Source organism: Bacillus luti, assembly GCF_001884105.1.
Classification (GTDB): domain Bacteria; phylum Bacillota; class Bacilli; order Bacillales; family Bacillaceae_G; genus Bacillus_A; species Bacillus_A luti.
The window spans coordinates 119,137-146,041 of record NZ_MACI01000011.1; the positions used below are offsets into that span (position 1 = coordinate 119,137).

A 26,905-nucleotide genomic window follows, 5' to 3' on the forward strand; every position below is an offset into this window, starting at 1 on the left:
TGAACCTTTAAACAGATTGGATGAAAGACAATGGAATTTGTAAACTCTATTTTTCAAATACTCCTTACAAGTATAATCCAACTATTTTCTTTAATTGGAGTCATCATTGTAATCGGATTTCTATTAGGTTATTTAGAATCACTAACAAGAATGTATTGGGCGAGAGCTTTCGGAAGAAAAGGATTCCTTTTGACTGCGTGGATTGGTGTTCCTATTCACGAACTTGGACATGCCATTATGTGCGTACTATTCCGTCATAAAATTGTAGCAACGCAGTTCTTCCCAACAGATACAAGTCAAGGAGCTTTAGGTTACGTACAACATCAATACAATCAAAAAAGTGTATATCAACGAATTGGGAATTTCTTTATCGGCATCGGGCCTATTATTTCAGGTATTACTGCATTAATCCTTTTAATGCGCTATTTCGTACCCGAATCTTATTCTTTATTTAATACAACTCTCGAAACAACCGTTTCCTCTACTTCTATTAATTTAGAAATGGTTCAGAATATGTTCTTGTCGACGTTTGTGTTATTAAAAAGCTTATTTACAATAAGCAATTTATTGAATCCTTCCTTTTGGTTATTTTTATTTATCGCCATTTGTATTTCTGCTCATATCGCTTTAAGTAAACCAGACATTAAAGGATCGATAGACGGTGTTATCGTCATGTTTACCGTGTTATTTTTATTCAACATCATAGCAGGTCTTTTCCAATACGACAGTAATCTGCTAATTGGACAGGTTATGAAATATAATATGTATCTCATTGCATTTTCTAGTGTGGCACTGCTGTTCTCTTGTATTTCTACACTTGTTAGTTTTGTGTTTTATAAAATAAGAGGAGGGCGTTCGTTTTGAACGCCCTCTTCTTATTAATTACTTCTCTTATAATCACACTGCTCAACCGGAACACGAGCATGCCCCTCTTCATCGGTACACCATGACTGTGACTGGAATGCAAGGAAGATACCAATCCATTCTTCTTTCTTCTCAAAGTGAATGAGTATTCCTCCGTCTTGCCATATACCATTATCACCTTTCCATTTCTCTACATTCCCTTGGTTCATATGAATATCGTGTATCCCGTTTCCTGGTTCGAAATGAAAGTAAGAATCGGGTGTATTTTCTTCTGGTCCCCATCTTTCGCCAAACGCGTAAATAATTGCTTTTTCTTCTATCGCTCGTTTTATATAACGTTCTATTTTTTCATTTAAATCATTATCAACACCTGCTTTTTCAGCAGGTAAAGGAATCATTTGTTTCGAATCAAATAAATTACCTCTTACATAATCTAAAGCGACTTTCGGTTCATTGTTTTTTATTTCTGTAAAACCGAATGGTAATGTCGGTAAAATATGAATCGCCTCTGACCGAATATCGTCACTCGCAAAATATAAAACTTCTGACGGATAACTTTGCGACTTTACGTTAATTGCAATGCGATAATTTACTTCTGCTTCGCCTTGTAAATGAACTTGATAATGAGGTGTCCTCCCTTTTCCAATCTTAGATTGTATAACGGTACCTTTTAACACACCATAATTTTTTAAGGGCATACCTTTCATCTCCTATTCATTTAGTAGAAGCTTTTCATATTTAAAACATTATCCAATCATAAAAAAAATCCTCCTATGTTAGGAGGATTTTTCACTTTATCAACACATACCAAATAATAACTTCCACCACTACAAGCAACACCGCACCAAAGATCATTAATGTCGTTTTCTTTAATAGTTCATTTTCACGATGAGGTATATTACATAAATAAGCACCGAGTGTAATACGTGATGGGCAAGCGATTGTCGCTACTGATGATGCGGTGTTTTGAAGCGTTGTGACGTATTGCCACGGGAGTGCCACGTTTTGTGCTGTTTGCATTTGTAGTTTTATAAACATCGCATTTGATCCTGCGTTACTACCTGTTAAAAAGCCACCGATTCCGCCGATGAACGGAGCAACGAAAACAAAAAACGTACCAAATGTTTCACCAGCTGTTTTTGCGAGTAATGAATGCATGCCAGATGCGCCCATTAGTTCTGAAATAGCGATAAACATTGTCGTTGTAATAGCGAAAGGAATCCATTGTTTTATCGTTTGCGAGAGTGATTGTTTAATAATTTTTGATGGAATACGGAAGAAGATAATCGTAAATAAACAAGTCATACCGAGCCAAAATCCTGGTGAATACAGCATTTCTAATCTATAAGAATATGACTTTAAATCAAGAACTGCATATGAACGAAGCAAATCGTGTAATGCTGGAACGAGGCGAGAAAGTAAAATACAAACTGTTAAGAATATATAAGGGCTAATAATTTTTATAATGGATATTTCTCTCTCCGTTGCCGCAGCATGTTCCGTCATAAGGTTTTGCTCACTTTTTCCTTTTAGTTTAATGATAAGAAAACCAAACGTAATCGTAACGATAGAACTTAGTATCCCTGCTAGCTCAACACTTACGTACGCATTAGAAAGATAGATTCCAAGAGAAAATAATAGAAAGAATCCTACTCCTTCCTTCCACTTTTCAATTACGGCCTGCCAACCACCAACAACGTGTAAAGAAAGAATGACGAAGTAAGCAAACATCGGAATGCTTAATAGCGCTGTATTTGTGCCAAGTGTCGTCAGCGGCATATTAATAAGTTGCGAACCGATAATCGTACCTGTTGCCATCGCGCCCCATGAACTAGCAAGCAAACCGATAAACGAGAGCAATACAGCTTGAAATGGTTTATAGCCTAACGAAAGAAAAATCGGCGCTGCAACCATAAAACCAATACCGAATCCACTTACTGATTCAATAAGCGGGCAAATGCCAAAACACATAAGCAGCATTTGTAATAAGCGATCGTGAGTAACTTCTTCTAGAAAACGTGCTACTTGATCGATGTATCCCATTTTGTTCATGAGGTGAAATAAAAAAATACCGAAAAATAAAACGTACCCGACAATAAAACAAATTAACGAACCTTTAATCGTTGCGTGTACAGTTTCACTTATCCCTAACCGAAATGTTGGCGAGAGTAAAACAATTCCAACAGAAACGGCATAAGAAATTAATGAGGATCTTAATGACGTTTGTTTAAACAAAAATAAACAAATGAAAATCATCATAATTGGGATGAGTGCCAACAATATGGACATGTTATCATCTCATTTCGTTAAAAATACAATTTTTAACTATTATATAACAGATAGAACGATTTTCAATTGTTTTTGTAACAGAATCAAAAAAGAACCGAAGCAGCTCCGTTTTGATTCAATCCCATTTTCTTTTATCTTGAAAAACCGTCTGCTGCCTGATTATTTTGTCTAACATAACAAACACAATATAAGCACATATTACTTGCAATACAATATTCCCAAGTTTTATTAATTCAAATGAATGGATCCATTGGAATAATTCATTTAATAATACAATCGAAACGATACTAAATAGTTCTATGCTAATCGAAAATATACATACTTCTAAAATAGATTGCTCTTGAATGCGATTTAAGTTGGAAAAGATGAATACATATCCTAAAAATAGAGCCATCACCTCTATTTTCGTCATGCTAATGAGCCAAGCGTATAGTGGTACAGTTAAAAGAAGATATAGTAGTTTCCGTCTTAGCATGCTTCCTCACCTCTAAATTATATGTATTTTCTGTATATTTTAACATTTATTACGCAAAACAAAAAGAAGAGACTTACGCCTCTTCTTTTTGTTTTGTTGCCTGTATTAATTCACATATTTCTTCTCGTTTTTCATTTTCTAACAGCTCAATAACTTTACTTCCAACGACAACTCCGTCACATATTGTAATCATTTCTTCTACATGTTCCTTTGTTGAAATACCGAACCCTGCCACTACCGGTAAATGCGTGTGTGATTTTACTTTTTCTAAGTAACTATGAATCTCGCCTTTAAAGTTTTGACGTACTCCTGTTACGCCTGCTACTGTAACTGCGTAAACGAATCCTTCTGATTCACTCGTAATTTTTTTAATTCTTTCAACAGGACTCGTTACAGTAACGAGTGGAATGAGCGCAATGTTTGCCTCTCGAAGTAACGGAGCAATAATATTTTGTTCTTCATACGGTAAATCTGGAACGATGATGCCATCTACACCTGCTTCGATACAGTTCTCAATAAATTTTTCTTTTCCGAATGCAAGTACCGGATTTAAATATGTCATGAGTACAAATGGAATTTGTACTTCTTGCCTTACTTCTGCTAATGCTTGAAAAATGCCTTTTAATGTTACACCACTATCTAACGCTCGCTTTCCCGCTTTTTGAATCGTTGGGCCGTCCGCGACTGGATCTGAAAACGGGATACCAATTTCAACGATACTTGCTCCTGCTTCATCTAGAAAACGAATTCTTTCTTTTAGTTTTTCCAGACCACCATCTCCGCCCATTACGTACGGAATAAATGCCTTTTTCCCATTTTCAAATGCCGCTTTAATTTTTGCTACTCCCATTTTTTACACCTCTTCCATATAACGTTTTATACTCTCTACATCTTTATCACCACGGCCAGATAAACAAATAACAAGCCCTTCGTCTTTCTTCATCTTCGGTGCTAATTTTAAAGCGTATGCGACAGCATGTGAACTTTCTAGCGCCGGGATAATTCCTTCTTTTTTCGTTAATAGTTGAAATGCCTCTAGTGCTTCATCGTCTGTGATTGAGTGATACGAAACGCGGCCAATATCTTTTAGTAAACTATGTTCTGGCCCAACGCCAGGATAATCAAGTCCTGCTGAAATAGAGTGTGCTTCTTGAATTTGTCCTTCTTCATTTTGCAGAAGGTACATCATCGATCCGTGTAAAACACCGACGCTTCCTTTCGTTAATGTCGCTGCATGTTTCTCTGTATGAACGCCTTTTCCAGCTGCCTCTACGCCGTAAAGAGCAACATCTTCATCGTGTACGAACGGATAAAACATTCCCATCGCGTTACTACCACCGCCAATGCAAGCAACGACTGCTTCTGGTAACTTCCCTTCTAACGCTTCATATTGTTTTTTCGTTTCTTTCCCAATTACACTTTGAAAATCACGAACAATTTGCGGGAATGGATGCGGTCCAAGAACGGATCCCATAATGTAGTGCGTATCATGCACATGTGAAACCCAGTAGCGAAGCGCCTCATTCACCGCATCTTTTAATGTGCCGCTACCTGCCGCTACGCTTTCTACTTTCGCTCCGAGTAATTCCATTCGGAACACGTTTAATTTTTGACGTCTTACATCTTCTTCTCCCATAAAGATGACACATTCTAACCCGAGAAGAGCACATACTGTCGCTGTTGCAACACCGTGTTGTCCCGCTCCTGTTTCAGCGACAACTTTTTTCTTGCCCATTCTTACTGCAAGAAGTGCCTGACCAATCGTATTGTTAATTTTATGAGCTCCTGTATGGTTCAAATCTTCACGTTTTAAATAAATCTTTGCCCCGCCGCAATACTTCGTCATATTTTCAGCGAAATAAAGCGGTGTTTCTCTTCCGACATACGTTTTTAAATAATGATTTAATTCTTTTTGAAACGCTTCATCTTGCATTGCTTCTTTATATGCTTCTTCTAGTTCTAATACAGATTGCATTAACGTTTCTGGAACGTATCGTCCTCCGTATATGCCGTAGTGACCTTTTTCATCTGGATATGCGTAATTCATTTGGAACACTCCTTCGCTTTTTTAATAAATTGTTTTATTTTCTCTACATCTTTCTTTCCTTCTGTCTCTACTCCGCTGCTCACATCAACCATATAAGGCTGAACAGTTTGAATTGCTTCTTCTATATTAAGGGCGTTTAATCCACCAGCTAATATCGTTTTCTCTAGCAACTCTTTTGGCATATGTGCGAGTAGTTCCCATGAAAATTTCTTTCCATTTCCTCCGTGAAACTTTTCTTTTGGGCTATCAAACAATATATAATCCGTTTCATATGCTTGAGCATTTTTCATATCACTCTCTGAAATTACTCCGAGTGCCTTTATAGACGGAATATTCAATCTTCTAATTTGATGATTATCTTCATCCCCATGTAGTTGCACATGTGTTAACCCGCATTCATCTGTAATTTTCTGGATTACTTCTACTGATTCATTTACGAAAACACCGACCTTTAACACATTTGCTGGAAGCTCCTGAATGATTTCTTTCGCTAGCCCTGGAGTGATTTCCCGCCTACTTTCTGCAAAAACAAATCCGAGTGCATCTGCTCCATATTCGCAAGCACGTTTTGCTGTTTCCATATCAGTGATCCCGCAAATTTTCACTTTCATATGTTTACCTTACAATCTTCGAAAAAGCTACTTATAGAAGATGATGTCATAAGCGCTTCTCCGACTAATACGCCTTTTGCTCCGGCTCGTTTGACACGGATGATATCTTCTTTTGAATGAATCCCGCTCTCGCTAATCCAAAGTAATTTCTCCTCATTTAATCGTTTTCCGAGCTTTTCCGTTTGGCTTAAATCGACTTCGAATGTTTTTAAATTACGGTTGTTAATACCGATAACGTGCGGATTTAATTGGATCGCAATTTCTAATTCCTGTTCATCATGAACTTCAACAATTGCTTCTAATCCTTTTTCTAGTACGTAGCTATACAGCTCTTTTAACTTCTCTTTCGTTAACGCCGCTACAATTAATAAAATAATATCTGCCCCAGCTTCATACGCTCTATCAATTTGAATCTTATCGATTATGAAATCTTTACATAAAAGCGGAATGTTACTTTCTTCTCTTGCCGTTTGCAAATCGTGAAACGATCCTTTAAAAAATTGACCATCTGTTAAAACAGAAACAGTACCAGCGCCGCACTCTTCATATGTTTTCACTTGCTTTCGTACATCAACGTGTAAATTAATATCTCCTTTTGATGGTGATGCTCGCTTTACTTCTGCAATGACAGTAAATTGATCTAAAGCTTTTACAAGTGAGTATGTTTTTCTGTTTTCTTTTACTGGTGTATACGTTTCATATAACGCTGCAACTTCTATTTTCTTCTGCTGTACAATTTTGTCTAAAATCGTCCCCATTTTAATTCACCCTTTCTAATTTTTCATTACTTGCCGCAATTAATAAGTTTAGTTTCGCTAAAGCTTTTCCAGAGTCAATGCTATGCGTTGCTAGTTTAATTCCTTCTTCAATCGTCTCTGCTTTTCCATTTGCGAAAAGAGCAAGACCTGCATTTAATAAAACGGTATCACGATAAACACTCTTTTCTCCGCTTAATACTCCAAGCGTAATCTTTGCATTTTCTTTTGAATTCCCGCCTCTAATTTCTTCATTTTTCACTATTGAGAAACCGTATTTCTCAGGTTCAATACTCGTTTCTACTATTTCATTATTTTTTAAAATGACAACATGATTTTCTCCTTGCAATGATGCTTCATCTAAAAAACCACTTCCATTTACAACAAGCGCTTGTTTTCTTCCTAGCTTTTGTAATACTTGTGCAACTGGTAGTAACATATCTCGTTTATAAATGCCGACAAATTGTGTTTCTAAATTCACCGGATTTGTTAAAGGACCAATTAAGTTAAAGATTGTCGGCACGTTCAATTCTTTTCTTATTTTCATAATGCGTTTTAATGCTGGGTGCATCGCTGGCGCGAATAAAAATGCGATTCCGACATGCTCTAATAAATAATCAATTTCGTTTGGCGTACTACTAATATTTACACCGAGTTCTTCTAATAAATCTGCACTTCCTGTTTTACTAGAAACAGCACGATTACCATGTTTGGCAACCTTTACGTCAGCTCCTGCCAGTACGAATGCCGATGTTGTACTTATATTGAACGTTTGGGCACCGTCACCACCTGTGCCACAATTGTCCATCGCACCTTGTATATGATTCGAAAACGGTAATGCCTTTTCACGAAGGGCACGAACGAGACCGTATATTTCTTCTGCTGTTTCACCTTTTGCTTTCAGTAATACTAGGAAAGCTGCAATTTCACTTTCTAATAGGTTTTCACTTAATAAAAGAAGTCCCGCCTTATACATTTCCTCTTCTGTTAAATGTTGCCCCTCCATTAATTTGCGAAGATAGCTATTCATACTCTTTCCTCCTCTTTCACTTCTGCTAAAAAGGCACGTATTAACTTTCCGCCTTCTTCTGTTGCAATTGATTCTGGATGAAACTGTAACCCGAAGAGCGGATAATAATTGTGACGAACTGCCATTATTTCTCCGTCGTCCATCGCGGTTGCAAGTATGTCAAAACACTCTGGCAAGCTTGTTTGCGCTGCAACGAGAGAATGATAGCGCATCGCTGTAAGCGGCTGCGTCACGTATGAAAAGATTGACGTTCCATTATGTTTCACACGCGATGTTTTTCCATGTTTAATGCGCTCTGCTCTTACAATGTCTCCTCCAAATGCGGATATGATTGCTTGATGGCCAAGGCAAATACCTAATATGGGAACGTTCTTATAAAAATGACGAATGACTTCGATACAAATGCCAGCATCTTCTGGTTTTCCAGGTCCTGGTGAAAGTACAATTCCTGTTGGATTCATCGCTTCTAGCTGTTCTATCGTTATTTGATCATTTCTTACGACTACAATATCTTCTTCGTATTCACCTAACAGTTGATACAAGTTGTATGTGAATGAATCGTAATTATCAATCAGTACAATCATTTCATTACCTCCAAAAGTGCTCTCGCTTTATTTAATGTTTCTTCATATTCAGCTACTGGATCTGAATCGTAAACGATACCTGCTCCTGCCTGAACGTACGCTTTTTCATCTTTTACAACCATCGTTCGAATTGCAAGTGCCATATCAAGGTTTCCTGAGAATGAAATATATCCAACTGCTCCGGCATATACATTTCTTTTTTCATGCTCTAATGTATTGATAATTTCCATTGCTCTAATTTTCGGAGCGCCTGAAACTGTCCCCGCTGGTAAGCAATACGCTAATGCATCAAATCCACTCATTCGTTTTCGCAATGTTCCGTAAACTTCAGATACAATGTGCATAACATGAGAGTATTTTTCTACTTTCATATATTTATCTATTGTAACTGAGCCGATTTCACTTACTCTGCCAATATCATTTCGCCCAAGATCCACGAGCATCATATGCTCTGCTCGCTCTTTCTCATTTTCTAACAGTTCTTTTTCGATTTCCTCATCTTCCTTCTTCGTTTTCCCCCTCGGTCTCGTACCGGCAATTGGGTTCGTCATCACTTTATCGTCTCTTACTGATAGCAAACTTTCCGGTGAAGAACCGAGTACAACATACTCTTGGAAATCGATATAGAACATATATGGCGATGGGTTCGCAATTCGAAGCTTCCTGTATAACGCGAATGGATCACCAATACATTCACTTTGCAAACGCTGGGATAATACGACTTGGAATATGTCCCCGGCTCGTATATGTTCTTTCGCCGTTTCTACCATCTCACAAAATTCTTTTTCCGTTATAGAAGAGGTGAATGATAATGTTAATCGTATTTCATTTCCTTCCGCTTCTTCTCCCTTAAGCACTTCTTCTTTGTATACTTGCAATCTTTCATATACTTCTTCATAATCTGCTGAATCATCTTCCCTGCATACGTATACAAACGACAACTTTTGGCGTAAGTGATCGTAAACGATAAACTCACGATATAGTAAAAGGTGGACTTCTGGAATATTTAATGGATCGTGTAAATCTGCTCCAATGTTTTCATATTGCCGAATAACATCATAGCCAATATAACCAACTGCTCCTCCGCAAAACGGGAATGGACTGCCTACTTGCGCTGGTGCAATTACTTCTTCTAACACTTGCAACACGTTACCTTCCAGCTTTTCTGCCCGGCCGTAAATCGTTCGTTCCACTTCTGTACCAACGCTTTTCACTTCACCATACGGATTACAACCTAAGTAAGAATAGCGTCCTTTATCTTGATGAAGTTGTGAGCTTTCTAATAAAAATTTCTTCTTACCTTTCATACGTCTATATAAAGAAATTGGCGTAATGCTATCTCCTTCTTCTTCAACAATTACTAAAAATGGTTTTCCTTGTTCTTTTTGCTTCATAAATTCTTCTTTCGTCATCATGTCCTTCACCTCGCCCCGAAAAATAAAAAAGTCCTCTACATATCGAAAATATGTAGAGGACGATAAATATACCGCGGTACCACCTCATGTTGGATGCAAAAGCATCCCGCTTTATTCAGGTACAAAATTTATACCTTATCCTTGTAACGGCGGAACCCGGGTTGCCTACTGAAAATAATTGTTCAGCATACCTCTCGTAAGCCCATTCCGTATATGGCACCGCACCGGGCTCCCACCTATCCCCAGCTCTCTGAAACGTCTCCAATATACGTACTCTTCTTACTTAAACGATTTCATTTATTTAATTTTTTGTATACAAAAAGGGAGTACTCATCCTATAAAAAGGACGGGTACTCCCGTGGTGCCACCTTAATTCGTTACGACTGTAACGCACTTTACCGTATCAAAAACAATACGTGTCTCTTGTATCGATGAGATCATGTCGCCAAAGCCTACTTCTTTCGTTTCGGTTTGGAAGCTCCGAAGCCCATTCCACATCAATCCCATACTGATTCGCACCAACCATCAGCTCTCTGACATGTTCATCATGTGTACTCTTCTTCATCAACGCTTGCATTTTTTTAAGTTGCACTCATTATAGACCTAACTTTTTTCACAAGTCAATACTTTTTTTGAAATTTTATTTTTCTTTCCTTTCAATATTATATTGACAAAACAACCTCTTTTTATGTAAATATAATAAATACTCTATTAAAAATAAGGTTTTTTGTATGAATATTATATATTAAAAAAGTAAAATGACTTCAAAAAACGCTTACATTTCTGAAAATTCATATTTCTGTATGGATTTTTCAGAATAATCATGATAGATTATAAATATGCATAAAGCATCAAAAGACATGACAAAAGGAAGGGGAACTACATGAGTACGCAGATGTTAACTTTAACTTCTATCTCTATTTACATGCTCGGGATGTTAGTAATCGGCTATTTCGCCTACAAACGAACATCCAACTTAACAGATTATATGCTTGGCGGGCGTACACTAGGCCCCGCAGTAACAGCATTAAGTGCTGGAGCATCAGATATGAGTGGCTGGCTTTTAATGGGATTACCCGGTGCAATGTTTAGCGTTGGATTAAGTAGTAGTTGGATTGCGATCGGCCTGACACTAGGCGCATACGCAAACTGGCTATATGTCGCTCCTCGCTTACGTACCTACTCTGAAATGGCTAATAACTCTATTACTATCCCAGAATTTTTGGAACACCGTTTCCACGACAAATCTCACATGCTACGCTTAGTATCTGGACTTGTTATTATGATTTTCTTTACTTTCTATGTAGCTTCAGGATTAGTTTCAGGCGCTGTATTATTTGAAAATTCATTTGGCATGAACTATCATGTTGGATTATTCATTGTTGCAGGCGTCGTTGTCGCTTACACATTATTTGGTGGTTTCTTAGCAGTAAGTTGGACAGACTTCGTGCAAGGGATCATTATGGTAGTTGCTCTTATTCTTGTTCCTATCGTAACAATTATGAATTCGCACGGACTTGGACCTGCATTTGATACAATTCGTTCTGTAGATCCAACACGTTTAGATATTTTTAAAGGTGCCTCTACTTTAGGAATGATTTCTTTATTTGCATGGGGCCTCGGTTATGTTGGACAACCTCATATTATCGTACGCTTTATGGCGATTTCGTCTGTAAAAGAAATTAAAAGCGCACGAAGAATTGGTATGAGCTGGATGATTTTCTCTGTTGTCGGAGCTATGTTTACTGGTCTTATCGGTATTGCTTACTATTCACAACAAGAGTTAACATTATCTAATCCAGAGACAATTTTCCTTGAACTTGGAAAAATATTATTCCATCCACTTATTACTGGATTTTTATTAGCCGCTATTTTAGCAGCAATTATGAGTACAATCTCATCTCAATTACTCGTTACTTCTAGTGCTATAACAGAAGATTTATATCGTACATTCTTTAAACGTTCTGCTTCTGATAAAGAACTTGTATTTGTCGGTCGTATGGCTGTACTTGTTATTGCATTAGTTGGGTGCGCATTAGCATTTAAACAAAATGATACGATTTTAGCTCTTGTTGGATATGCTTGGGCTGGATTTGGTTCTTCATTCGGGCCTGCAATTTTATTAAGCTTATATTGGAAACGTATGACGAAATGGGGCGCGCTTGCCGGTATGATTTCTGGTGCTGCGACTGTTATTATATGGACACAATTTAAATTCTTAAAAGACTTCTTATACGAAATGATTCCTGGTTTCGCTATTAGTTTACTAGTGATCATAATTGTTAGTTTACTAACGCAACCTTCAAAAGAAGTTGAAGAACAATTTGAGGATTTTGAAAAACAACATAAGCTATAAAGGAAAAGCTCTGCTGTTATCGTATCAGCAGAGCTTTCTTTTTATCAAAGTTCGACAATCTTCTGCTCGAATTTAACAATTTCTTTATGTTTCGTTAAATTTGGCGTAACACTACTCCTTTATAGTAGTACTATCAGCACTTATACAGAAAGGGGACTCCAATATGTTAGCAGCTTTCCAGCAACAACAAATACGAAAATTTTCACCTATTACAAACGCTTCTACTTCTTGTTTAAACATACAACCTAAACCTACAATTTCCATTGCTCCTTCTGTTATTCCAGTTATTGGTGTTCATATGCAAAAAAATAAGTTAAAAATAAAAACTGGGCAAAGCACTGAATTATCAGCTTCCATTTTGCCCATGCGAGCGACAAATCAAGAGCTTAGTTGGACAAATATGCACTCTGATGTCATCACAATATATACAAAAGGTGATAAGGTAACGATTACTGGAAAAAGTGCAGGAAGAGCAGTCGTAATTGTTACAACTGCTGAAGGAAAGTTCCGTGACCTATGCGTCATTCATGTACAACCTTATATGACAAATCCAAAATAAAAGAGTGGCTTCGTAGCCACTCTTTTACTTGATTTCAATGTGTGGATTTTTACTTTTAACGAGATTGATGAATTGCTCTTTACCTTTAGGAGAAATAATCTCTGTTTTATGTGCGCCGTAAACAATTTCAATTCGGTCGAATGATAGAGCATGAGCTGCTATTGGATTTTTCGTATTTGAAATTTGCTTTATATCTTGTATAAATATGCGCTTTTTAATGAAACCTGATCTAATAGTAATTGTTTCTTCCCTGACAATATATTTTGTCGAAAACCAACTCCAACTAAACAGGATAGCTAATGGAATTGTAAAAAATAAAAGAAAATATTCTCTACCTGCAAATATAGGAACAAAACAAGCACCAATGACAACGAAAAAAATTGGATATAGCCATACATCTTTTTTGGATGGAAATTCCATTCTTCTCCCCCTTCTTCACCTACATTTCTACAAAACAAAAAGAGAAGTATCACAACTTCTCTTTTCTCCCCTAACATTATAATTCCTGTGTATACACCGGCTCGTTCACCACATTTTTTGCTGTTCGTTTTTGTTGCTGTAGTAAGAAAACAGATACACCAAACAATACGAGCATGCTACCGATAATTTGCATTGCATTTAATTTCTCTCCAAGCAAGAAGAACGCTAATATAGATGCCCCAACTGGTTCTCCTAAAATACTCATTGAAATCGTTGTTGCATTCACATAATTCAACAGCCAGTTATTAATTACATGTGAAACTGTCGGTACGACCGCAAGTAAAAGAAAAACAGTCCAGTCCCACTTCGTATAACCTGTAAAAGGCACTTGTAACACTATATTATAAATTCCCATGAAAATACCTGCGAATGCAAAGACCGTAAAGCTATAAATCCAATGTGATACTTTTTTTACTGTCGTTTGACCAATAAATAAATAACCAACCACCGCTATTACACTTAAAAAGGATAATATATCCCCATAAATCGCTTGTTCACTTAACCCTAAATCTCCCCATCCAATACACATTACGCCTAGTATCGCAATTCCCATTGTCGCAATGGCTGAGTATGTCGTTCTTTCTTTAAATAAGAAAAAACCTCCAACTAAAGATACGATCGGTTGAAGTGCTAATATAATCGTCGAACTAGCAACTGTTGTATGCTTTAAAGATTCAAACCATAAAAGAAAATGAAGCGCTAAAAAGAATCCAGACCCAATTAAAAATCCCCAATCTTTTATTTGAATCTTATGAAACTCTTCCCGTTTTTTCCAAACGATTGGCAGCATAATAAGCACGATAATCCATAATCGATACATACTTAAAATAGAAGATGGTGCTGAGGACATCTTTACAAAAACTGCTGCGAATGAAATGGCTATAATAGAAATTGCTAATGGTAGTGCGATTGATCTTTCTTGTTTCAAATCCTGTCTCCCCTCTCACCTGTAAAAATCCCACTTCATTATATCCGTTTTCTTTCCTAACTTAAATACTAATTTTTTAGATTCTTCGTACCATTATGGTAAAATAGAAACGAAAGCACCTATTAGTGAATTTATCTTTCTTTTTCACTACAAGCGTCGCTCTTACAATCGTTACAGTAAATTTTTATTTAGGGGGATCTACATGAATCAAACAATAGGGAGAATTGAAGAAATTTCATTTTATAGCACATCACTTCAAGAAGATGTGACGCTTCTCGTTTACTTGCCAGTAAATTACACACCACTGCACAAACATACAGTTGTAATCGCACAAGATGGCAGAGATTATTTTCAGCTTGGTAAAGCACACCGTGTGATTGAAAGTCTTCGTGAAACTGAAGACATTGACCGTACAATTATTGTCGGTATTCCATATAAAAATGTACACGATCGTAAAGAAAAATATTTCCCAAATGAAGTGAAAAATGCTGCGTATATTCGCTTCCTTGCTCATGAACTTGCACCATATATTGATGAAAATTATCCAACATATCAAATGGGAAAAGGACGTGTTTTAATCGGAGATTCTCTTGGCGGAACCGTTTCCTTTATGACTGCACTTATGTATCCGCATACATTCGGTAAAGTCGTTATGCAATCACCGTTTGTTGATGAAACAGTGATGAAATTAGCAAAAGACTTCAAAGATCCACAGGCGTTAGAACTTTATCACGTTATTGGAACAGAAGAAACAGCTGTAAAGCGCACTGATGGACAAGTATCTGATTTCGTAGAGCCGAACCGTGAGCTTAATACGCTTCTTACAGATAGAAACTTCATCACGCATTACGAAGAATTTGAAGGAAATCACACTTGGAAGTATTGGCAAGCTGATTTACCGAAAGCTTTCTCTCATATTCTATCAATGAAATAATAGAGAGCAGTATTCAGAATAATTTGATATAATAGATAGAGAGATTTATTTTTTCTCAAAATCTAACTAGACTTACAAAGGGAGGAATTGGAACATGAAATTAGGCATTGTAATTTTTCCATCTAAAATGATTCAAGATAAAGCGAACGGATTGCGTAAGCGTTATGATCCGCACTACGCATTAGTTCCGCCACATATTACATTGAAAACACCCTTTGAAACGCAAGATGATCAACTAGAATCGATTGTAAACGAGTTACATACAATCGCAGGTAAAACGAACCCTTTCACCCTTCATGTTGGAAAAGTGGGTTCATTCGCACCTGTTAATAATGTTCTTTATTTTAAAGTAGAAAAAACACCTGAACTTACTTTCTTAAATGAAGAAATGCATAATGGTTTCTTTACACAAGAACGCGAATACGCTTTCGTACCACATTTAACAATTGGACAAGGCTTATCAGATGCAGAACATGCTGATGTATTAGGTCGATTACGTATGAAAGATTTCTATTATGAGCAACCTATCGATCGTTTCCATCTTCTATATCAATTAGAAAATGGAACGTGGACTGTACATGAAACATTCCACCTTGGAAAGGGGAACAACTAATTTGCATGCACAAATCGTACAAACAGATGAACAACTAAGAGATGCATTCTCTGTACGTAAGCAAGTATTTGTGAACGAACAACGTGTTTCTGCTGAAGAAGAGTATGATGAGTTTGAAGAAACTTCCACACACGTTGTTATATATGATAATGATGTTCCAGTTGGCGCTGGCCGCTTTCGCATCGTTGATGGGATAGGAAAGATGGAACGCATTTGCGTACTAAGTTCCCATCGCAAAAAAGGCATCGGAAAAATTGTTATGGATGCTCTTGAAATACATGCGAAGGAAAACTCGCTACCAAAATTGAAACTTCATGCCCAAACACATGCTGAAGATTTCTATACAAAACTTGGATACGTAACGACTTCTGATGTATTTATGGAAGCGAATATCCCGCACGTCGTAATGATAAAAGAATTGTAATTTGAAAACAGGAGGTAACCCCTCCTGTTTTTTTACATTGCTATTTTCTTTTTCTTCCGCTAAAGTTAAATGTTGATGCTATAGTTTTGAAGGTGAATATATGACACAAGAAAAATTTTCACAAAAATCGTTTACACACGCTGACATTCCACGAGCAACGTATCATATTCCGAAAACATCTACTCATTTAATTATGGAAGAAGATGCAGATGCGGCGTATTTCCGTGCTCTCGAACAGCAGAACGTTTATTTAAACGAAAAACAATTAGAAGCAGTACGAACAACAGAAGGTCCTGTCCTTACATTAGCTGGTGCCGGAAGCGGGAAAACATCCGTTTTAACAACTCGCGTAGGTTATTTAGTAAATGTAAAACAAGTTCATCCGCGAAATATTTTACTACTAACGTTTACACAAAAAGCAGCTGAAGAAATTCGAACTCGCGTAGCGAACTTACCTGGCATGAACCATGCTGCAAGTAGCTATGTTGTCGCTGGTACGTTCCACTCTGTCTTTTTAAAATTGCTTCGTAGCCAAGGATATAATCAGCAAATTTTAGCAAATGAAAAACATAAACAAATTATGATAAAGAAAATTTTAAAAGAACTACGCTTGAAAGACGATTATGATGCGGAAACGATGCTCGCTATGATTTCACTTGAGAAAAACAAATTGAATCGTCCGAAAGATGTAAAAGCGAAGACACCAGTCGAGCAAGAATTTAAAGAAGTATATGAACGTTTTGAAGAGGTAAAACAGCAATACAATTATATCGATTTCGATGATATCTTATTAGAAACGTATTATATGCTAGAAAATAACGCTCCTTTGCTTACTCAATTACAACAACGGTTCCACTATATTGAAGTAGATGAGTTCCAAGATACATCGTATGCACAATATGAAATTGTAAAATTGTTAGCCACACCAAGAAATAATTTATTTATCGCTGGTGATGATGATCAAGCTATATATGGCTGGCGAGGAGCAAGCCACCAAATCATTTTATCTTTTCCTAAAGAATTCGATAATACAACAATCATCGCACTTAATACGAATTATCGATCCAATCCATTTATCGTCGGACTTGGAAATGAGGTTATCAAACTAAATCAAGAACGTTTTGATAAAGAGCTATATTCTGTTCGTGAAGAAGGTGTACAACCATTTTACGCACGACCAGCTACGACTCTTGATGAAGCAAATCAAATTTTGCAGCTCATTCAAGAAAAAGTGGATAGCGGCGAACGTAACTTCAAAGATTTTTGTTTACTATATCGCACACACTCTGTAAGCCGCTCATTACTTGATCAGCTTACAATTCACAAAATCCCGTTCATTAAGCACGGTGCGAGTCAGTCATTTTATGAGCATTCTTTAATTAAGCCAGTATTAGATCATTTAAGGCTGGTGATTGAACCGTTTCGACTAGAATCACTTTCAAATATATTACCAACGATGTATATCGGACGTGATGATTGCATTTCATTTATTGAACGTGAACAATGGAAATATGGTGAGGGTCGTTTCCCTTCTCTTCTTCATTTCTTACTATTAAACCCGAATTTGAAACCTTTTCAAGTGAAAAAGGTAAATGAGCGCATCGATTTTATTAAATTTATAAAAGAATTAGAACCAAAAAAAGCATTAAAAGAAATTATTCATGGTAAAGGAAAATATTTAGAGTACTTACAAAGCAATGATCGTTCTTCCTTTACGATGCATAAAGATATACAAGAAGAAATGTTAGAAGAATTAATGGAGTCTGCCACTCGTTTCACCGATATTACATCTTACTTACAATTTATTGATGAGGCGATTCAAGGTCAAAAAGAAATGGAAGCATTAAAAACAATGCCACAAAAAGATGCAGTTTCGCTTATGTCAATTCATAACGCAAAAGGTCTTGAATTCCCATGCGTCTTTTTACTTGGAGCGAGCGATGGGATTCTCCCCCATACTTCTTCTTTAAAAGATGCAAATGATCGCGTTACGGATACTTCTGAAGCTTTAGAAGAAGAACGCCGACTACTTTATGTTGCCATTACGCGTGCAAAAGAAGAACTTTACATTTCCTCTCCGCAATTTTTCAGAGGAAAGAAATTAGATATATCTCGTTTTTTATATACAGTGCGAAAAGATTTACCTGAAAAGACATCCACTACATAAGTGGTGTCTTTTTTTATATCACGTTATGTACATCCCCACTACATAAATTCCCTGTTTTTATCATATGAATTAACGTAATATCAATCATATCCCATTCATATTGTAATAGTGTATGTCAGAACTCACGATAAGGAGTGAACATAATGAGCTGCAATTGTAATGAAGATCATCATCACCATGATTGTGATTTCAACTGTGTATCTAATGTCGTTCGTTTTATACATGAATTACAAGAATGTGCAACTACAACATGTGGATCTGGTTGCGAAGTTCCATTTTTAGGAGCACATAATAGCGCATCGGTAGCGAATACACGTCCTTTTATTTTATACACAAAAGCTGGAACACTTTTTGAAGCATTTGCGCCTTCAGGGAGCCTTACTAATTGTACCTCTCCTATTTTCCGCGTTGAAAGCATAGATGATGATGGCTGTGCTGTATTACGTGTACTAACCGTAACTATCGGCGGAGATCCTGTTCCACCTGGTGACGATCCAATTTGTACGTTTTTAAATTTGCCAAATGCGACTTTACGAACAACAACGGCTTGCCTTACTGTTGATTTAAGCTGCTTCTGCGCTATTCAATGCTTACGTGATGTTTCTATTTAAAAGTAAATAATGATTTAAGCATGGATTGGGTAGCAGAAATTCTGTCACCCAATCCATACTTAAAAGGCACCAACGTATTTTTTCATAAATTTAAGAACTTTTAACTTATCCCTTACATTAACTGATAGTAGGAGCAATAAAGGAGTGAAAAACATGTTCTCTTCTGATGATTGTAAATTTAAAAAGATCGATTGCAATGCAAAAGTCGCTAGTACATTACCAGCTTTCGGCTTTGCATTCAACGCTACTGCCCCTCAATTCGCATCCTTATTCACCCCACTACTATTACCTAGTACAAGCCCAAACCCAGATCTCACTGTTCCAGTAATAAATGATACAGTCAGCACCGGATATGGAATTAAAATCCATAGTACTGGCATTTATCAAATCAGCTATACTTTATCAATATCTTTAAATGATCCTAATGTTACACCCGAAGCGGCTCGTTTCTTCTTATCATTAAATACACCCCAGAATATTATCCCTGGATCTGGTACAGCAGTACGCTCTAACGTTATTGGGGCTGGTGAAGTAGATGTTTCTAGCGGGATTATTCTTATTAACTTAACCTCTGGTAATCTCATTCAAATCGTACCCGTTGAATTACATGGTAGTATCGATATTCGTGCTGCGGCATTAACAGTCGTACAAATTGGTTAACTAAAAGTGGTATTTCTTATTTAAGATACCACTTTTAGCTATTAAATGAAAAACACTCACAGTAACGTGAGTGTTTCATTCTTCATAGTTTTTTATTACATTTTTCTTCTTTCCGCAATTACATCCCTTTTTCTTCATAAAGCCTTGTTGTTGTAATTGTTCTTGATGTGTCTGTTGCTGTTGCTGTAGGTAGTACCACTGCTGAAGATCATATGAATTTGGCCTTGGATTATTGCTCACAGCAAACATCTCCTCTACTGTCAATTCTGTCTATTTACTATATGAACAACTCCTTATTTCCGTTCCCTCATTCTTTTAAACTCCGCTTTTTCTAACATAAAAATTTATTATTCTTCCATAAAGTGTCCTGTAATTGTTTCAATAATCGCCGCTGCTCCTGCAATAGCTAATAATGCAAGTAGCGGCTCCGCGACGATAGGTATCCAATTATATAAGACTAATAAAAAAGCACTAACCCATACACCTGTACACCAATAACAACTTAATAATTCTCCAATCCACTTCCTGATTCCTTCTCCTTTCACCTTCGTATAAGTTGATACACTTCCGTCAGATTCCGTAATTTCTAATTCTTCAATAAACGACCTTCGCAAAAAGCCTGTAATTTTGTCATAAACGATAAGGCGTGTTAATCGAAAAGCAGCTAGCGCAAAAATAAAAAATAAAAGCCAGCTCGTAAATAACATAATTCCACCTTCCTCTAGCCTATTTAAAAAAAAAGGTCTTGAGACTGTGACCAAATCTCCTCTACTTCAATATCTTATTAATGTAAATACAAACAAGAAGATAAGGAGTGACATTAATGAGTTGTAACGAAAATAAACATCACGGCTCTTCTCACTGCGTAGCTGACGTTGTAAAATTCATCAATGAATTACAAGATTGTTCTACCACAACATGTGGATCTGGTTGCGAAATTCCATTTTTAGGAGCACACAGCAGTTCATCAGTAGCAAATACACGTCCTTTTATTTTATACAAAAAAAATGGAGATGTTTTTGAAGCATTTGCACCATCAGGAAGTCTTACTAGCTGTAAATCTCCGATTTTCCGTGTCGAGAGCGTAGATGATGATAGCTGTGCTGTATTACGTGTATTAACTGTAACTATCAGCGGAGATCCTGTTCCACCTGGTGACGATCCAATTTGTACGTTTTTAAATTTACCAAATGCAACTTTACGCGGTACAAATACTTGCATTACTGTTGATTTAAGCTGTTTCTGTGCTATTCAGTGCTTACGAGACGTTACTATCTAATAAGTAAACTAAAAAACTATTGGGGTGGTAGAATCTATCTACCACCTTTACATAATTTAAAAAACAGCCATATCAATTGATTTTATCTCTTCTATAGATACTCGAATATCTCTCATACTATTTGGTGGCATAATTGATACAACACCATTTCGATATGAAATAATAGATCCAACATATGAGACTGTCGCTGTTTTTATTCTACATCTTACTTTCGGAATGTAATGAGGGCGGTTTAATAAGAAATGAATTTTCTCTTCATTGTTCATATCTTTAAATGATTTATTATGTGGTACTGTCGTCACTTGCTTTCGTTGTTCCTCAACTTCTATTTGTTCCACTTCCTCTTGTTTCTCTGTGTTCTCAATTTCTTTTTGTTCTATCGCCTTCTCAATTTCTTTTTGTTTAATCTTTTCTTCCACCGCACTACTTACACTTGCTTGTGCTCTATCCCCTTTCACCTGCCTATTATCATTTTCAAAGTTTGTAAGGAGAATTCTTTTTATTTTTGGTGTATCAAGTTCTAAATTTACTTGCGTTATATATAGCAACGGTTTTCCAACTGTTGAGCTTTTATTTCTATTCTCCACACTCGTCCCTCCCACTTCCATAAAGTGAATCTTTCATCAACGAGGAATTTTCCCCTATTTAATTATTAATTGAACAAATTTGGCTAACGTCCACCAAAATTCTTTACACTTACTAAATCTAAAGGGAAAAACCTGATTATCCTCTACTGTTGAATAAATCGTGTACTATTATAGTTATATTCATCCTAACGCAATAACTTTCGTTAAAATTCTTTCTTTCTCTAAAACATCAAAAGGGCAGTCTCACTATATAGAGACCGCCCTTAAAAAGTTATAATCGATATCATATTTATCCTAAAATATGATATCCTGAATCAACATGAATATTCTCACCTGTTACTCCGCGTGCTAAATCACTGAATAAGAATACTGCTGTATCCCCAACTTCTTCTGGAGTTGTTGTGCGACGAAGTGGTGCGCGCTCCTCAATTTCTCTTAAGATTGAGTTAAAGTCGCCTACACCTTTTGCAGATAATGTACGAATTGGTCCTGCAGAAATAGCGTTAACGCGAATGCCATGTTGGCCTAAATCGTTCGCTAAATATTTCACGCTCGCTTCTAATGAAGCCTTCGCAACACCCATAACGTTATAGTTTTTCACAACGCGCTCCCCGCCAAGGTATGTTAAAGTTAAAATATTTCCGCCTTCTGTCATTACCTTCTTCGCTTCTCTTGCTACAGCTGTTAAAGAGAATGCACTAATATTTTGTGCAAGTAAAAATCCATCGCGAGAAGTATCAACAAATTCACCTTTTAAATCGTCACGATTTGCAAAAGCAATACAGTGTGCAACACCGTGAATTGTACCTACTTCTTGCTTAATCGTTTCAAAGCAAGCTGTAAGTTCCTCATCATTCGTTACATCACAAGGTAATACAAGTGATTCTTGTCCTTCTAATGTGTCTGCTAATTCACGAACATTTCTTTCTAAACGTTCTCCAGCATATGTGAATATTAATTTTGCGCCTGCATTATGCAAAGAGCGAGCAATTCCCCATGCAATACTTCTTTGGTTCGCAACGCCCATAACAACAAATGTTTTCCCTTGTAATAGTTCCATGATATATCCTCCCAGAAATACTTATACTTGTTATTAGTACCTGATACTATAATTATAGTACCATAAAACCTCTTAAAGGCAAACAAAAAAGTCATTAACATAAATTTGCTAATGACTTTTTGTTTCTATAAAAAATCGTTCTAATCCTTCTTCCCACGAAGGCATTTGTAAAAAACCATTTAATCGTAGCATGTTATGTTGAAAAACAGAATATTTCGGCCTTGCAGCTGCCGCTCCAAATTCTTCGGTTGAAACAGGTAATACTTTCACCTTACTGTTTGTATGTGAAAATATTTTTTGAGCAAATTCAAACCAAGAACACGAGCCTCTATTTGATACATGATACGTACCGTATAAAGAAGTATGAATAAGTTTATTAATAATAACATTTAAATCCGCCACATACGTGGGAGAGCCAATTTGATCCGATACAACTGTTATTTCTTCTCTTTCTTTTCCTAATCGTATCATCGTTTTCACAAAATTATTACCATATTTACCATACAACCAAGATGTACGGATGATAAAATATTTATTATGTAGCTCTTTGACGAACTGCTCCCCCGCATACTTAGAAGCTCCGTATATATTTATTGGCGCTGGATTATGAAATTCATGATAGCCATCTAGTCTATCGCCTTGAAATACATAATCGGTACTAATATACACTAACTTAGCCCCTACTAGTTGCGAGGAAATTGCTACATTTCGAGCTCCTATTGCATTTATTCTATACGCAAGATCCTGTTCTTTCTCAGCATGATCTACTTTCGTGTATGCTGCACAATGAATAATTATATGTGGATGTATTTCTTGTACCACTTGCTGAATTCGGGATATATTTGTTACATCTAGTAGCTTTTTATCAAATGGATATATGTCATATTCTTCAGGATTTAACTCTTCTTGTAGTTGCTTTCCTAATTGACCATTTGCTCCTGTTATGATAACCCGCTCTTTCATTTACATGCCCCTTACTGATCTTTTAGTGGTTTCCACCATTCCTTATTCTTTTCATACCATTGCACCGTTTCTTGTAATCCTTGTTCGAACGTATACTTCGGTTCCCAATCAAATTCATTCTTCATTTTCTCTGCATCAATCGCATAACGGCGGTCGTGCCCTAAACGGTCTGTCACATATTCAATATCTTTTTTCGTTTTTCCTAAGAGCGTAATAATTTGTTCCACAACTTCTACATTTGTTTTTTCATTATTTCCACCTATATTATATACTTCTCCTACACGTCCCTTATGCAAAACAATATCAATTGCACTACAATGATCTGTTACATGTAACCAATCTCTTATATTTAACCCATCACCATATAACGGTAGTTTCTTTCCTTCCAGCGCATTTGTGACCATTAATGGAATTAATTTTTCAGGATATTGATATGGTCCATAGTTGTTAGAACAGCGTGTCACTATGACTGGTACTTGATATGTTTTATAGTAAGATAAAGCTATCATGTCAGCACTCGCTTTACTTGAAGAATATGGACTATTTGGAGCTAACGAGGTTTCCTCAGTAAACTTTCCTGTTTTCCCTAAAGAACCGTATACTTCATCCGTTGATACTTGCACCAGCTTAATATGCGGATATTTTTTCACCAATTCTAATAAAGTGACTGTCCCGATTACATTCGTATCATAAAATGGGATCGGGTTTTCAATGCTACGGTCCACATGTGATTCGGCTGCGAAATTTACAATCACTTGGACATCTCGCTCTTTTATGACGTGCTCTAGCAGCTCTCCATTTTGAATTTTCCCTTTTACAAAAGAGTAATTAGGATGACCTTGAAGAGACTTCACATTATTTAAATTCCCGCTATATGTTAATGCGTCGTAATTAATAAGCTTATATGCTTCATAGCTTTGTAACATGTAATGCACAAAATTACTTCCAATAAATCCAGCCCCACCTGTTACTAATATATTCATAAACAACGCTCCTACTTAAAAACTATCTTCATATTCCTGAAGTAATGGTAATACTTGATCCTTATCAGACAAAATCGGATTTGTCACCGGCCATGGAATTGCTAATTCTTTATCTTCCCAAAGTAATCCCGAATCATGCGCTGCGCTATAATACTCATCTACTTTATACATAACGATAGTATGTGGAACAAGCGTACAAAACCCGTGAGCAAATCCTTTTGGCACCAACAACTGCCTATGATTATCCGCACTTAAAATGTATCCTTTCCACTGTTTAAACGTAGGTGAATCTTTTCGCAAGTCTACGATAACATCATAAATTGCTCCTTGCATAACTTGAATGAGTTTCGTTTGCGCTTTCGGATTTTTTTGAAAGTGTAATCCCCGAATCGTTCCCGCCCTAGTGGAATAAGATACGTTATCCTGTACAAATGAATACGCAATCCCTAATGTTTCTAGCACTTTCTTATTATAACTTTCTGTAAAAAAACCACGCTCATCCTCAAATAATCTCGGTTCTAACAATTTCACATCGGTAAAGTTCGTTTCTACAACTCTCATATTCTCACCTATTCTCCGTTAAACTGTTTCCCAAAATTTATATCCTGCGCTAACATATTTGCCTTTTGAAGAGAAGCATGCGTTCCTGCATCCGTCCACCAGCCGCTCATTTCATTATAAGTAAGTACTCCCCGTTTTAAATACCAATTATTTATATCTGTAATTTCAAGTTCTCCCCGTGCCGAAGGTTTTAATTCTTTTATATAAGAAAAGACTTTCGAATCATACAAATAAATTCCAGTTACAGCATAGGAACTTTTCGGCTCTTTCGGTTTTTCTTCAATTTCAATTATTTTTCTTTTTTGAATATGTGCTACGCCAAACCTTTCGGGATCGTCTACAGATTGTAGTAGTACTTTCGCACCTTCTTTTTGATTTGTAAACTCTTCAACATACGGACGAATATCATCTGAGAAAATATTATCTCCTAATATAACTACCATACGGTCATTCCCTACGAAATCTTCACAAAGTCCTAACGCTTGTGCAATTCCACCAGCTTTATCTTGCACACGATACGTAAAGGATACACCAAATTCATGGCCACTTCCCAAAAAGCTAACAACATCCCCCATATGCTCTTTACCCGTAATAATCATAACATCTGTAATCTCGCATTGTTTCAGCTTATATACCGCATGATAAATCATCGGATACCGTCCAACAGGAAGCAAATGTTTATTCGTCACTTTCGTTATCGGATATAGTCTCGATCCAGTACCACCTGCTAAAATAATCCCTTTCACCCTACATCTCCCCCTTATGATGGAGATAATATACCTTTGTAATGTTCTACAAATACGTTTTGGTACTTCTCATATGTATCCGCTCATCATACTTTTCGCATTTCGAATCAGCATAAATTGCACAGTATACCCTGAAGGTACTGCCAATGTCATTATATGTCGTGCGCATTGTGCATACAATTTCCGGTCGTTTATACATGTAACAAATACTATTGTTTTCTCTGCAGCACTTATAATTATGATTTTTCTACTTCAATTTATATTGTTTATCAAAAACTCCACGGAAAATTGTATATGTTTGAAGTATATCGAGCTACAATTTCTTTTGTTCGATCAATGGAACCTGTATCAACTACAATAATTTCATCAGCAATTTTTTCTACGGCATCCAAACATCAATCTATTGTATTTTGTTCATCGCGAACAATCATACATAAACTAATTGTAGTCCCTTGCTTGTTCAACATATTCATCCTCTTCCAAATCAATCATATGTTATACATACAATAAACTTTCCATTTTTTTTAACTTGTTCAATTAGTTTAAGATTTCTTTTCAATAATTTAAAGGTCCATGTCATTTTCTTCTAGTTTTGCGTCTACTATATAATGAACGCTTTATGGAGGTGCATTTATGCCAAATAATAATTATTCAGATGGATTACATCCCGATGAATCTTTATCAACTAGTGTATTTGGCCCTAACCTTGTAGGACAAACATCACCACCAATACCACCGTTTCCCCTTCCGACTGAACCGACCAGTTCAACTGGTGCTACTGGACCGACTGGACCGACTGGCGATACTGCGGCTACCGGGACAACTGGACCGACTGGCGACACTGGGGCTACCGGGACAACTGGACCGACTGGCGACACTGGGGCTACCGGGACAACTGGACCGACTGGTGATACTGGAGCTACT

Annotated in this window: 30 protein-coding genes, 3 pseudogenes and 2 other annotated features; of the genes and pseudogenes, 11 read left to right on the top strand and 22 right to left on the bottom strand. The window is 36.7% G+C overall.

Going from position 1 to position 26,905, the window contains the following annotated elements; translation table 11 throughout:
• The first annotated feature begins 30 nt into the window (after nucleotides 1–30).
• Nucleotides 31–864: a hypothetical protein gene (locus tag BAQ48_RS03170; protein WP_071709941.1), complete on the top strand. Its 834-nt coding sequence runs from the start codon at nucleotides 31–33 to the stop codon at nucleotides 862–864.
• A 14-nt stretch (nucleotides 865–878) separates the two neighbouring features.
• On the opposite strand, the gene BAQ48_RS03175 is transcribed toward BAQ48_RS03170, so the two are convergent.
• The 10 genes from BAQ48_RS03175 to trpE form a co-directional block, all read right to left on the bottom strand.
• On the bottom strand, nucleotides 879–1,562 hold the full coding sequence (locus tag BAQ48_RS03175) for a DUF2278 family protein (RefSeq protein WP_071709942.1): 684 nt from the start codon (nucleotides 1,560–1,562) through the stop codon (nucleotides 879–881).
• A gap of 91 nt (nucleotides 1,563–1,653) precedes the next feature.
• On the bottom strand, nucleotides 1,654–3,153 hold the full coding sequence (locus tag BAQ48_RS03180; protein ID WP_071709943.1) for an L-lactate permease: 1,500 nt from the start codon (nucleotides 3,151–3,153) through the stop codon (nucleotides 1,654–1,656).
• 115 nt (nucleotides 3,154–3,268) lie between these two features.
• Nucleotides 3,269–3,628, bottom strand: a complete 360-nt coding sequence (locus tag BAQ48_RS03185) for a DUF4029 domain-containing protein (protein WP_071709944.1) — start codon at nucleotides 3,626–3,628, stop codon at nucleotides 3,269–3,271.
• 73 nt (nucleotides 3,629–3,701) lie between these two features.
• On the bottom strand, nucleotides 3,702–4,478 hold the full coding sequence (gene trpA / locus BAQ48_RS03190) for a tryptophan synthase subunit alpha (RefSeq protein WP_071709945.1): 777 nt from the start codon (nucleotides 4,476–4,478) through the stop codon (nucleotides 3,702–3,704).
• Between the two features lie 3 nt (nucleotides 4,479–4,481).
• A complete protein-coding gene (gene trpB / locus BAQ48_RS03195; RefSeq protein WP_071709946.1) occupies nucleotides 4,482–5,675 on the bottom strand; it encodes a tryptophan synthase subunit beta in 1,194 nt (397 codons plus the stop codon).
• Nucleotides 5,672–6,286, bottom strand: a complete 615-nt coding sequence (locus tag BAQ48_RS03200) for a phosphoribosylanthranilate isomerase (RefSeq protein ID WP_071709947.1) — start codon at nucleotides 6,284–6,286, stop codon at nucleotides 5,672–5,674. Before BAQ48_RS03200 ends, trpB begins: the two co-directional genes overlap by 4 nt.
• Complete coding sequence (trpC, locus tag BAQ48_RS03205) at nucleotides 6,283–7,044, bottom strand: indole-3-glycerol phosphate synthase TrpC (RefSeq protein ID WP_071709948.1); 762 nt, start codon at nucleotides 7,042–7,044, stop codon at nucleotides 6,283–6,285. Before trpC ends, BAQ48_RS03200 begins: the two co-directional genes overlap by 4 nt.
• Nucleotide 7,045: 1 nt before the next feature.
• A complete protein-coding gene (gene trpD / locus BAQ48_RS03210; RefSeq protein WP_071709949.1) occupies nucleotides 7,046–8,071 on the bottom strand; it encodes an anthranilate phosphoribosyltransferase in 1,026 nt (341 codons plus the stop codon).
• A complete protein-coding gene (locus tag BAQ48_RS03215; protein WP_071709950.1) occupies nucleotides 8,068–8,655 on the bottom strand; it encodes an aminodeoxychorismate/anthranilate synthase component II in 588 nt (195 codons plus the stop codon). Before BAQ48_RS03215 ends, trpD begins: the two co-directional genes overlap by 4 nt.
• The gene (gene trpE / locus BAQ48_RS03220) at nucleotides 8,652–10,070 is read right to left on the bottom strand and encodes an anthranilate synthase component I (protein WP_071709951.1); all 1,419 of its coding nucleotides are present in this window, start codon (nucleotides 10,068–10,070) and stop codon (nucleotides 8,652–8,654) included. Before trpE ends, BAQ48_RS03215 begins: the two co-directional genes overlap by 4 nt.
• Before the next feature lie 52 nt (nucleotides 10,071–10,122).
• Nucleotides 10,123–10,367: a binding site (T-box leader), on the bottom strand.
• A 42-nt stretch (nucleotides 10,368–10,409) separates the two neighbouring features.
• Nucleotides 10,410–10,647 (bottom strand) — a binding site (T-box leader).
• A gap of 306 nt (nucleotides 10,648–10,953) precedes the next feature.
• Between trpE and putP the strand changes: the two genes are divergently transcribed.
• Nucleotides 10,954–12,426 carry a sodium/proline symporter PutP gene (gene putP, locus BAQ48_RS03230; protein ID WP_071709952.1) on the top strand — a complete coding sequence of 491 codons (1,473 nt, stop codon included), beginning with the start codon at nucleotides 10,954–10,956 and terminating at the stop codon, nucleotides 12,424–12,426.
• A gap of 163 nt (nucleotides 12,427–12,589) precedes the next feature.
• Complete coding sequence (locus tag BAQ48_RS03235; protein ID WP_071709953.1) at nucleotides 12,590–12,985, top strand: Ig-like domain-containing protein; 396 nt, start codon at nucleotides 12,590–12,592, stop codon at nucleotides 12,983–12,985.
• Between the two features lie 24 nt (nucleotides 12,986–13,009).
• On the opposite strand, the gene BAQ48_RS03240 is transcribed toward BAQ48_RS03235, so the two are convergent.
• Both BAQ48_RS03240 and BAQ48_RS03245 read right to left on the bottom strand, forming a co-directional pair.
• Nucleotides 13,010–13,405 (bottom strand): PH domain-containing protein, encoded by a 396-nt coding sequence (locus BAQ48_RS03240; RefSeq protein ID WP_071709954.1) that lies wholly within the window; start codon nucleotides 13,403–13,405, stop codon nucleotides 13,010–13,012.
• A 76-nt stretch (nucleotides 13,406–13,481) separates the two neighbouring features.
• Nucleotides 13,482–14,393 (bottom strand): DMT family transporter, encoded by a 912-nt coding sequence (locus tag BAQ48_RS03245; protein WP_000808236.1) that lies wholly within the window; start codon nucleotides 14,391–14,393, stop codon nucleotides 13,482–13,484.
• 202 nt (nucleotides 14,394–14,595) lie between these two features.
• Here BAQ48_RS03245 and BAQ48_RS03250 point away from each other — a divergent pair, with 202 nt between their 5' ends.
• The 6 genes from BAQ48_RS03250 (at nucleotide 14,596) to exsF (ending at nucleotide 19,802) form a co-directional block, all read left to right on the top strand.
• A complete protein-coding gene (locus BAQ48_RS03250; RefSeq protein WP_071709955.1) occupies nucleotides 14,596–15,327 on the top strand; it encodes an alpha/beta hydrolase in 732 nt (243 codons plus the stop codon).
• A 94-nt stretch (nucleotides 15,328–15,421) separates the two neighbouring features.
• Complete coding sequence (locus tag BAQ48_RS03255; protein ID WP_071709956.1) at nucleotides 15,422–15,940, top strand: YjcG family protein; 519 nt, start codon at nucleotides 15,422–15,424, stop codon at nucleotides 15,938–15,940.
• A 1-nt stretch (nucleotide 15,941) separates the two neighbouring features.
• Nucleotides 15,942–16,364, top strand: coding sequence for a GNAT family N-acetyltransferase (locus BAQ48_RS03260; protein WP_000543299.1), 423 nt, complete (start codon nucleotides 15,942–15,944; stop codon nucleotides 16,362–16,364).
• Nucleotides 16,365–16,464: 100 nt separating this feature from the next.
• A complete protein-coding gene (locus BAQ48_RS03265; RefSeq protein ID WP_071709957.1) occupies nucleotides 16,465–18,531 on the top strand; it encodes an ATP-dependent helicase in 2,067 nt (688 codons plus the stop codon).
• A 143-nt stretch (nucleotides 18,532–18,674) separates the two neighbouring features.
• A complete protein-coding gene (locus BAQ48_RS03270) occupies nucleotides 18,675–19,142 on the top strand; it encodes a CotY/CotZ family spore coat protein (protein WP_071709958.1) in 468 nt (155 codons plus the stop codon).
• Between the two features lie 153 nt (nucleotides 19,143–19,295).
• The gene (gene exsF, locus BAQ48_RS03275) at nucleotides 19,296–19,802 is read left to right on the top strand and encodes an exosporium protein ExsF (RefSeq protein WP_071709959.1); all 507 of its coding nucleotides are present in this window, start codon (nucleotides 19,296–19,298) and stop codon (nucleotides 19,800–19,802) included.
• Between the two features lie 75 nt (nucleotides 19,803–19,877).
• Here exsF and BAQ48_RS03280 read toward each other — a convergent pair whose 3' ends face one another.
• Together BAQ48_RS03280 and BAQ48_RS03285 are read right to left on the bottom strand one after the other, a co-directional pair.
• Nucleotides 19,878–20,051: a cytochrome C oxidase subunit III gene (locus BAQ48_RS03280; protein WP_071709968.1), complete on the bottom strand. Its 174-nt coding sequence runs from the start codon at nucleotides 20,049–20,051 to the stop codon at nucleotides 19,878–19,880.
• A 98-nt stretch (nucleotides 20,052–20,149) separates the two neighbouring features.
• Nucleotides 20,150–20,509, bottom strand: a complete 360-nt coding sequence (locus tag BAQ48_RS03285) for a DUF1360 domain-containing protein (RefSeq protein ID WP_071709960.1) — start codon at nucleotides 20,507–20,509, stop codon at nucleotides 20,150–20,152.
• 116 nt (nucleotides 20,510–20,625) lie between these two features.
• Here BAQ48_RS03285 and BAQ48_RS03290 point away from each other — a divergent pair, with 116 nt between their 5' ends.
• Nucleotides 20,626–21,081 (top strand): CotY/CotZ family spore coat protein, encoded by a 456-nt coding sequence (locus BAQ48_RS03290; RefSeq protein ID WP_071709961.1) that lies wholly within the window; start codon nucleotides 20,626–20,628, stop codon nucleotides 21,079–21,081.
• Between the two features lie 56 nt (nucleotides 21,082–21,137).
• Here the strand turns inward: BAQ48_RS03290 and BAQ48_RS03295 are convergent, their stop codons facing one another.
• The 8 genes and pseudogenes from BAQ48_RS03295 to BAQ48_RS26665 all read right to left on the bottom strand — a co-directional run.
• The gene (locus tag BAQ48_RS03295) at nucleotides 21,138–21,689 is read right to left on the bottom strand and encodes a CotO family spore coat protein (RefSeq protein WP_116758456.1); all 552 of its coding nucleotides are present in this window, start codon (nucleotides 21,687–21,689) and stop codon (nucleotides 21,138–21,140) included.
• Nucleotides 21,690–21,957: 268 nt separating this feature from the next.
• Nucleotides 21,958–22,728 carry an enoyl-ACP reductase FabI gene (gene fabI / locus BAQ48_RS03300; protein ID WP_000421885.1) on the bottom strand — a complete coding sequence of 257 codons (771 nt, stop codon included), beginning with the start codon at nucleotides 22,726–22,728 and terminating at the stop codon, nucleotides 21,958–21,960.
• Nucleotides 22,729–22,836: 108 nt separating this feature from the next.
• The gene (gene rfbD / locus BAQ48_RS03305; protein ID WP_071709962.1) at nucleotides 22,837–23,691 is read right to left on the bottom strand and encodes a dTDP-4-dehydrorhamnose reductase; all 855 of its coding nucleotides are present in this window, start codon (nucleotides 23,689–23,691) and stop codon (nucleotides 22,837–22,839) included.
• Nucleotides 23,692–23,702: 11 nt separating this feature from the next.
• Nucleotides 23,703–24,674 (bottom strand): dTDP-glucose 4,6-dehydratase, encoded by a 972-nt coding sequence (gene rfbB / locus BAQ48_RS03310; protein WP_071709963.1) that lies wholly within the window; start codon nucleotides 24,672–24,674, stop codon nucleotides 23,703–23,705.
• 15 nt (nucleotides 24,675–24,689) lie between these two features.
• On the bottom strand, nucleotides 24,690–25,235 hold the full coding sequence (gene rfbC / locus BAQ48_RS03315) for a dTDP-4-dehydrorhamnose 3,5-epimerase (protein ID WP_071709964.1): 546 nt from the start codon (nucleotides 25,233–25,235) through the stop codon (nucleotides 24,690–24,692).
• 8 nt (nucleotides 25,236–25,243) lie between these two features.
• A complete protein-coding gene (locus BAQ48_RS03320; RefSeq protein WP_071709965.1) occupies nucleotides 25,244–25,981 on the bottom strand; it encodes a sugar phosphate nucleotidyltransferase in 738 nt (245 codons plus the stop codon).
• Between the two features lie 75 nt (nucleotides 25,982–26,056).
• Nucleotides 26,057–26,215, bottom strand: a pseudogene (locus BAQ48_RS03325) (glycosyltransferase); the annotation flags it as partial.
• A 44-nt stretch (nucleotides 26,216–26,259) separates the two neighbouring features.
• Nucleotides 26,260–26,448, bottom strand: a pseudogene (locus BAQ48_RS26665) (glycosyltransferase); the annotation flags it as partial.
• Between the two features lie 166 nt (nucleotides 26,449–26,614).
• Here BAQ48_RS26665 and BAQ48_RS03330 point away from each other — a divergent pair.
• Nucleotides 26,615–26,905, top strand: a pseudogene (locus BAQ48_RS03330) (hypothetical protein); the annotation flags it as partial.

What these genes read in the sequence shown, in the direction of transcription:
- trpD (WP_071709949.1), bottom strand. Translation starts at nt 8,071, where the DNA reads ATGAATAGCTATCTTCGCAAATTAATGGAGGGGCAACATTTAACAGAA.
- fabI (WP_000421885.1), bottom strand. Translation starts at nt 22,728, where the DNA reads ATGGAACTATTACAAGGGAAAACATTTGTTGTTATGGGCGTTGCGAAC.
- BAQ48_RS03170 (WP_071709941.1), top strand. Translation starts at nt 31, where the DNA reads ATGGAATTTGTAAACTCTATTTTTCAAATACTCCTTACAAGTATAATC.
- BAQ48_RS03285 (WP_071709960.1), bottom strand. Translation starts at nt 20,509, where the DNA reads ATGTTATTTACGAGCTGGCTTTTATTTTTTATTTTTGCGCTAGCTGCT.
- trpA (WP_071709945.1), bottom strand. Translation starts at nt 4,478, where the DNA reads ATGGGAGTAGCAAAAATTAAAGCGGCATTTGAAAATGGGAAAAAGGCA.
- trpB (WP_071709946.1), bottom strand. Translation starts at nt 5,675, where the DNA reads ATGAATTACGCATATCCAGATGAAAAAGGTCACTACGGCATATACGGA.
- putP (WP_071709952.1), top strand. Translation starts at nt 10,954, where the DNA reads ATGAGTACGCAGATGTTAACTTTAACTTCTATCTCTATTTACATGCTC.
- BAQ48_RS03180 (WP_071709943.1), bottom strand. Translation starts at nt 3,153, where the DNA reads ATGTCCATATTGTTGGCACTCATCCCAATTATGATGATTTTCATTTGT.
- BAQ48_RS03265 (WP_071709957.1), top strand. Translation starts at nt 16,465, where the DNA reads ATGACACAAGAAAAATTTTCACAAAAATCGTTTACACACGCTGACATT.
- BAQ48_RS03175 (WP_071709942.1), bottom strand. Translation starts at nt 1,562, where the DNA reads ATGCCCTTAAAAAATTATGGTGTGTTAAAAGGTACCGTTATACAATCT.
- exsF (WP_071709959.1), top strand. Translation starts at nt 19,296, where the DNA reads ATGTTCTCTTCTGATGATTGTAAATTTAAAAAGATCGATTGCAATGCA.
- BAQ48_RS03290 (WP_071709961.1), top strand. Translation starts at nt 20,626, where the DNA reads ATGAGTTGTAACGAAAATAAACATCACGGCTCTTCTCACTGCGTAGCT.
- rfbC (WP_071709964.1), bottom strand. Translation starts at nt 25,235, where the DNA reads ATGAGAGTTGTAGAAACGAACTTTACCGATGTGAAATTGTTAGAACCG.
- BAQ48_RS03235 (WP_071709953.1), top strand. Translation starts at nt 12,590, where the DNA reads ATGTTAGCAGCTTTCCAGCAACAACAAATACGAAAATTTTCACCTATT.
- BAQ48_RS03215 (WP_071709950.1), bottom strand. Translation starts at nt 8,655, where the DNA reads ATGATTGTACTGATTGATAATTACGATTCATTCACATACAACTTGTAT.
- rfbD (WP_071709962.1), bottom strand. Translation starts at nt 23,691, where the DNA reads ATGAAAGAGCGGGTTATCATAACAGGAGCAAATGGTCAATTAGGAAAG.
- BAQ48_RS03200 (WP_071709947.1), bottom strand. Translation starts at nt 6,286, where the DNA reads ATGAAAGTGAAAATTTGCGGGATCACTGATATGGAAACAGCAAAACGT.
- BAQ48_RS03255 (WP_071709956.1), top strand. Translation starts at nt 15,422, where the DNA reads ATGAAATTAGGCATTGTAATTTTTCCATCTAAAATGATTCAAGATAAA.
- BAQ48_RS03280 (WP_071709968.1), bottom strand. Translation starts at nt 20,051, where the DNA reads ATGTTTGCTGTGAGCAATAATCCAAGGCCAAATTCATATGATCTTCAG.
- rfbB (WP_071709963.1), bottom strand. Translation starts at nt 24,674, where the DNA reads ATGAATATATTAGTAACAGGTGGGGCTGGATTTATTGGAAGTAATTTT.
- trpC (WP_071709948.1), bottom strand. Translation starts at nt 7,044, where the DNA reads ATGGGGACGATTTTAGACAAAATTGTACAGCAGAAGAAAATAGAAGTT.
- trpE (WP_071709951.1), bottom strand. Translation starts at nt 10,070, where the DNA reads ATGATGACGAAAGAAGAATTTATGAAGCAAAAAGAACAAGGAAAACCA.
- BAQ48_RS03270 (WP_071709958.1), top strand. Translation starts at nt 18,675, where the DNA reads ATGAGCTGCAATTGTAATGAAGATCATCATCACCATGATTGTGATTTC.
- BAQ48_RS03295 (WP_116758456.1), bottom strand. Translation starts at nt 21,689, where the DNA reads ATGGAAGTGGGAGGGACGAGTGTGGAGAATAGAAATAAAAGCTCAACA.
- BAQ48_RS03240 (WP_071709954.1), bottom strand. Translation starts at nt 13,405, where the DNA reads ATGGAATTTCCATCCAAAAAAGATGTATGGCTATATCCAATTTTTTTC.
- BAQ48_RS03250 (WP_071709955.1), top strand. Translation starts at nt 14,596, where the DNA reads ATGAATCAAACAATAGGGAGAATTGAAGAAATTTCATTTTATAGCACA.
- BAQ48_RS03185 (WP_071709944.1), bottom strand. Translation starts at nt 3,628, where the DNA reads ATGCTAAGACGGAAACTACTATATCTTCTTTTAACTGTACCACTATAC.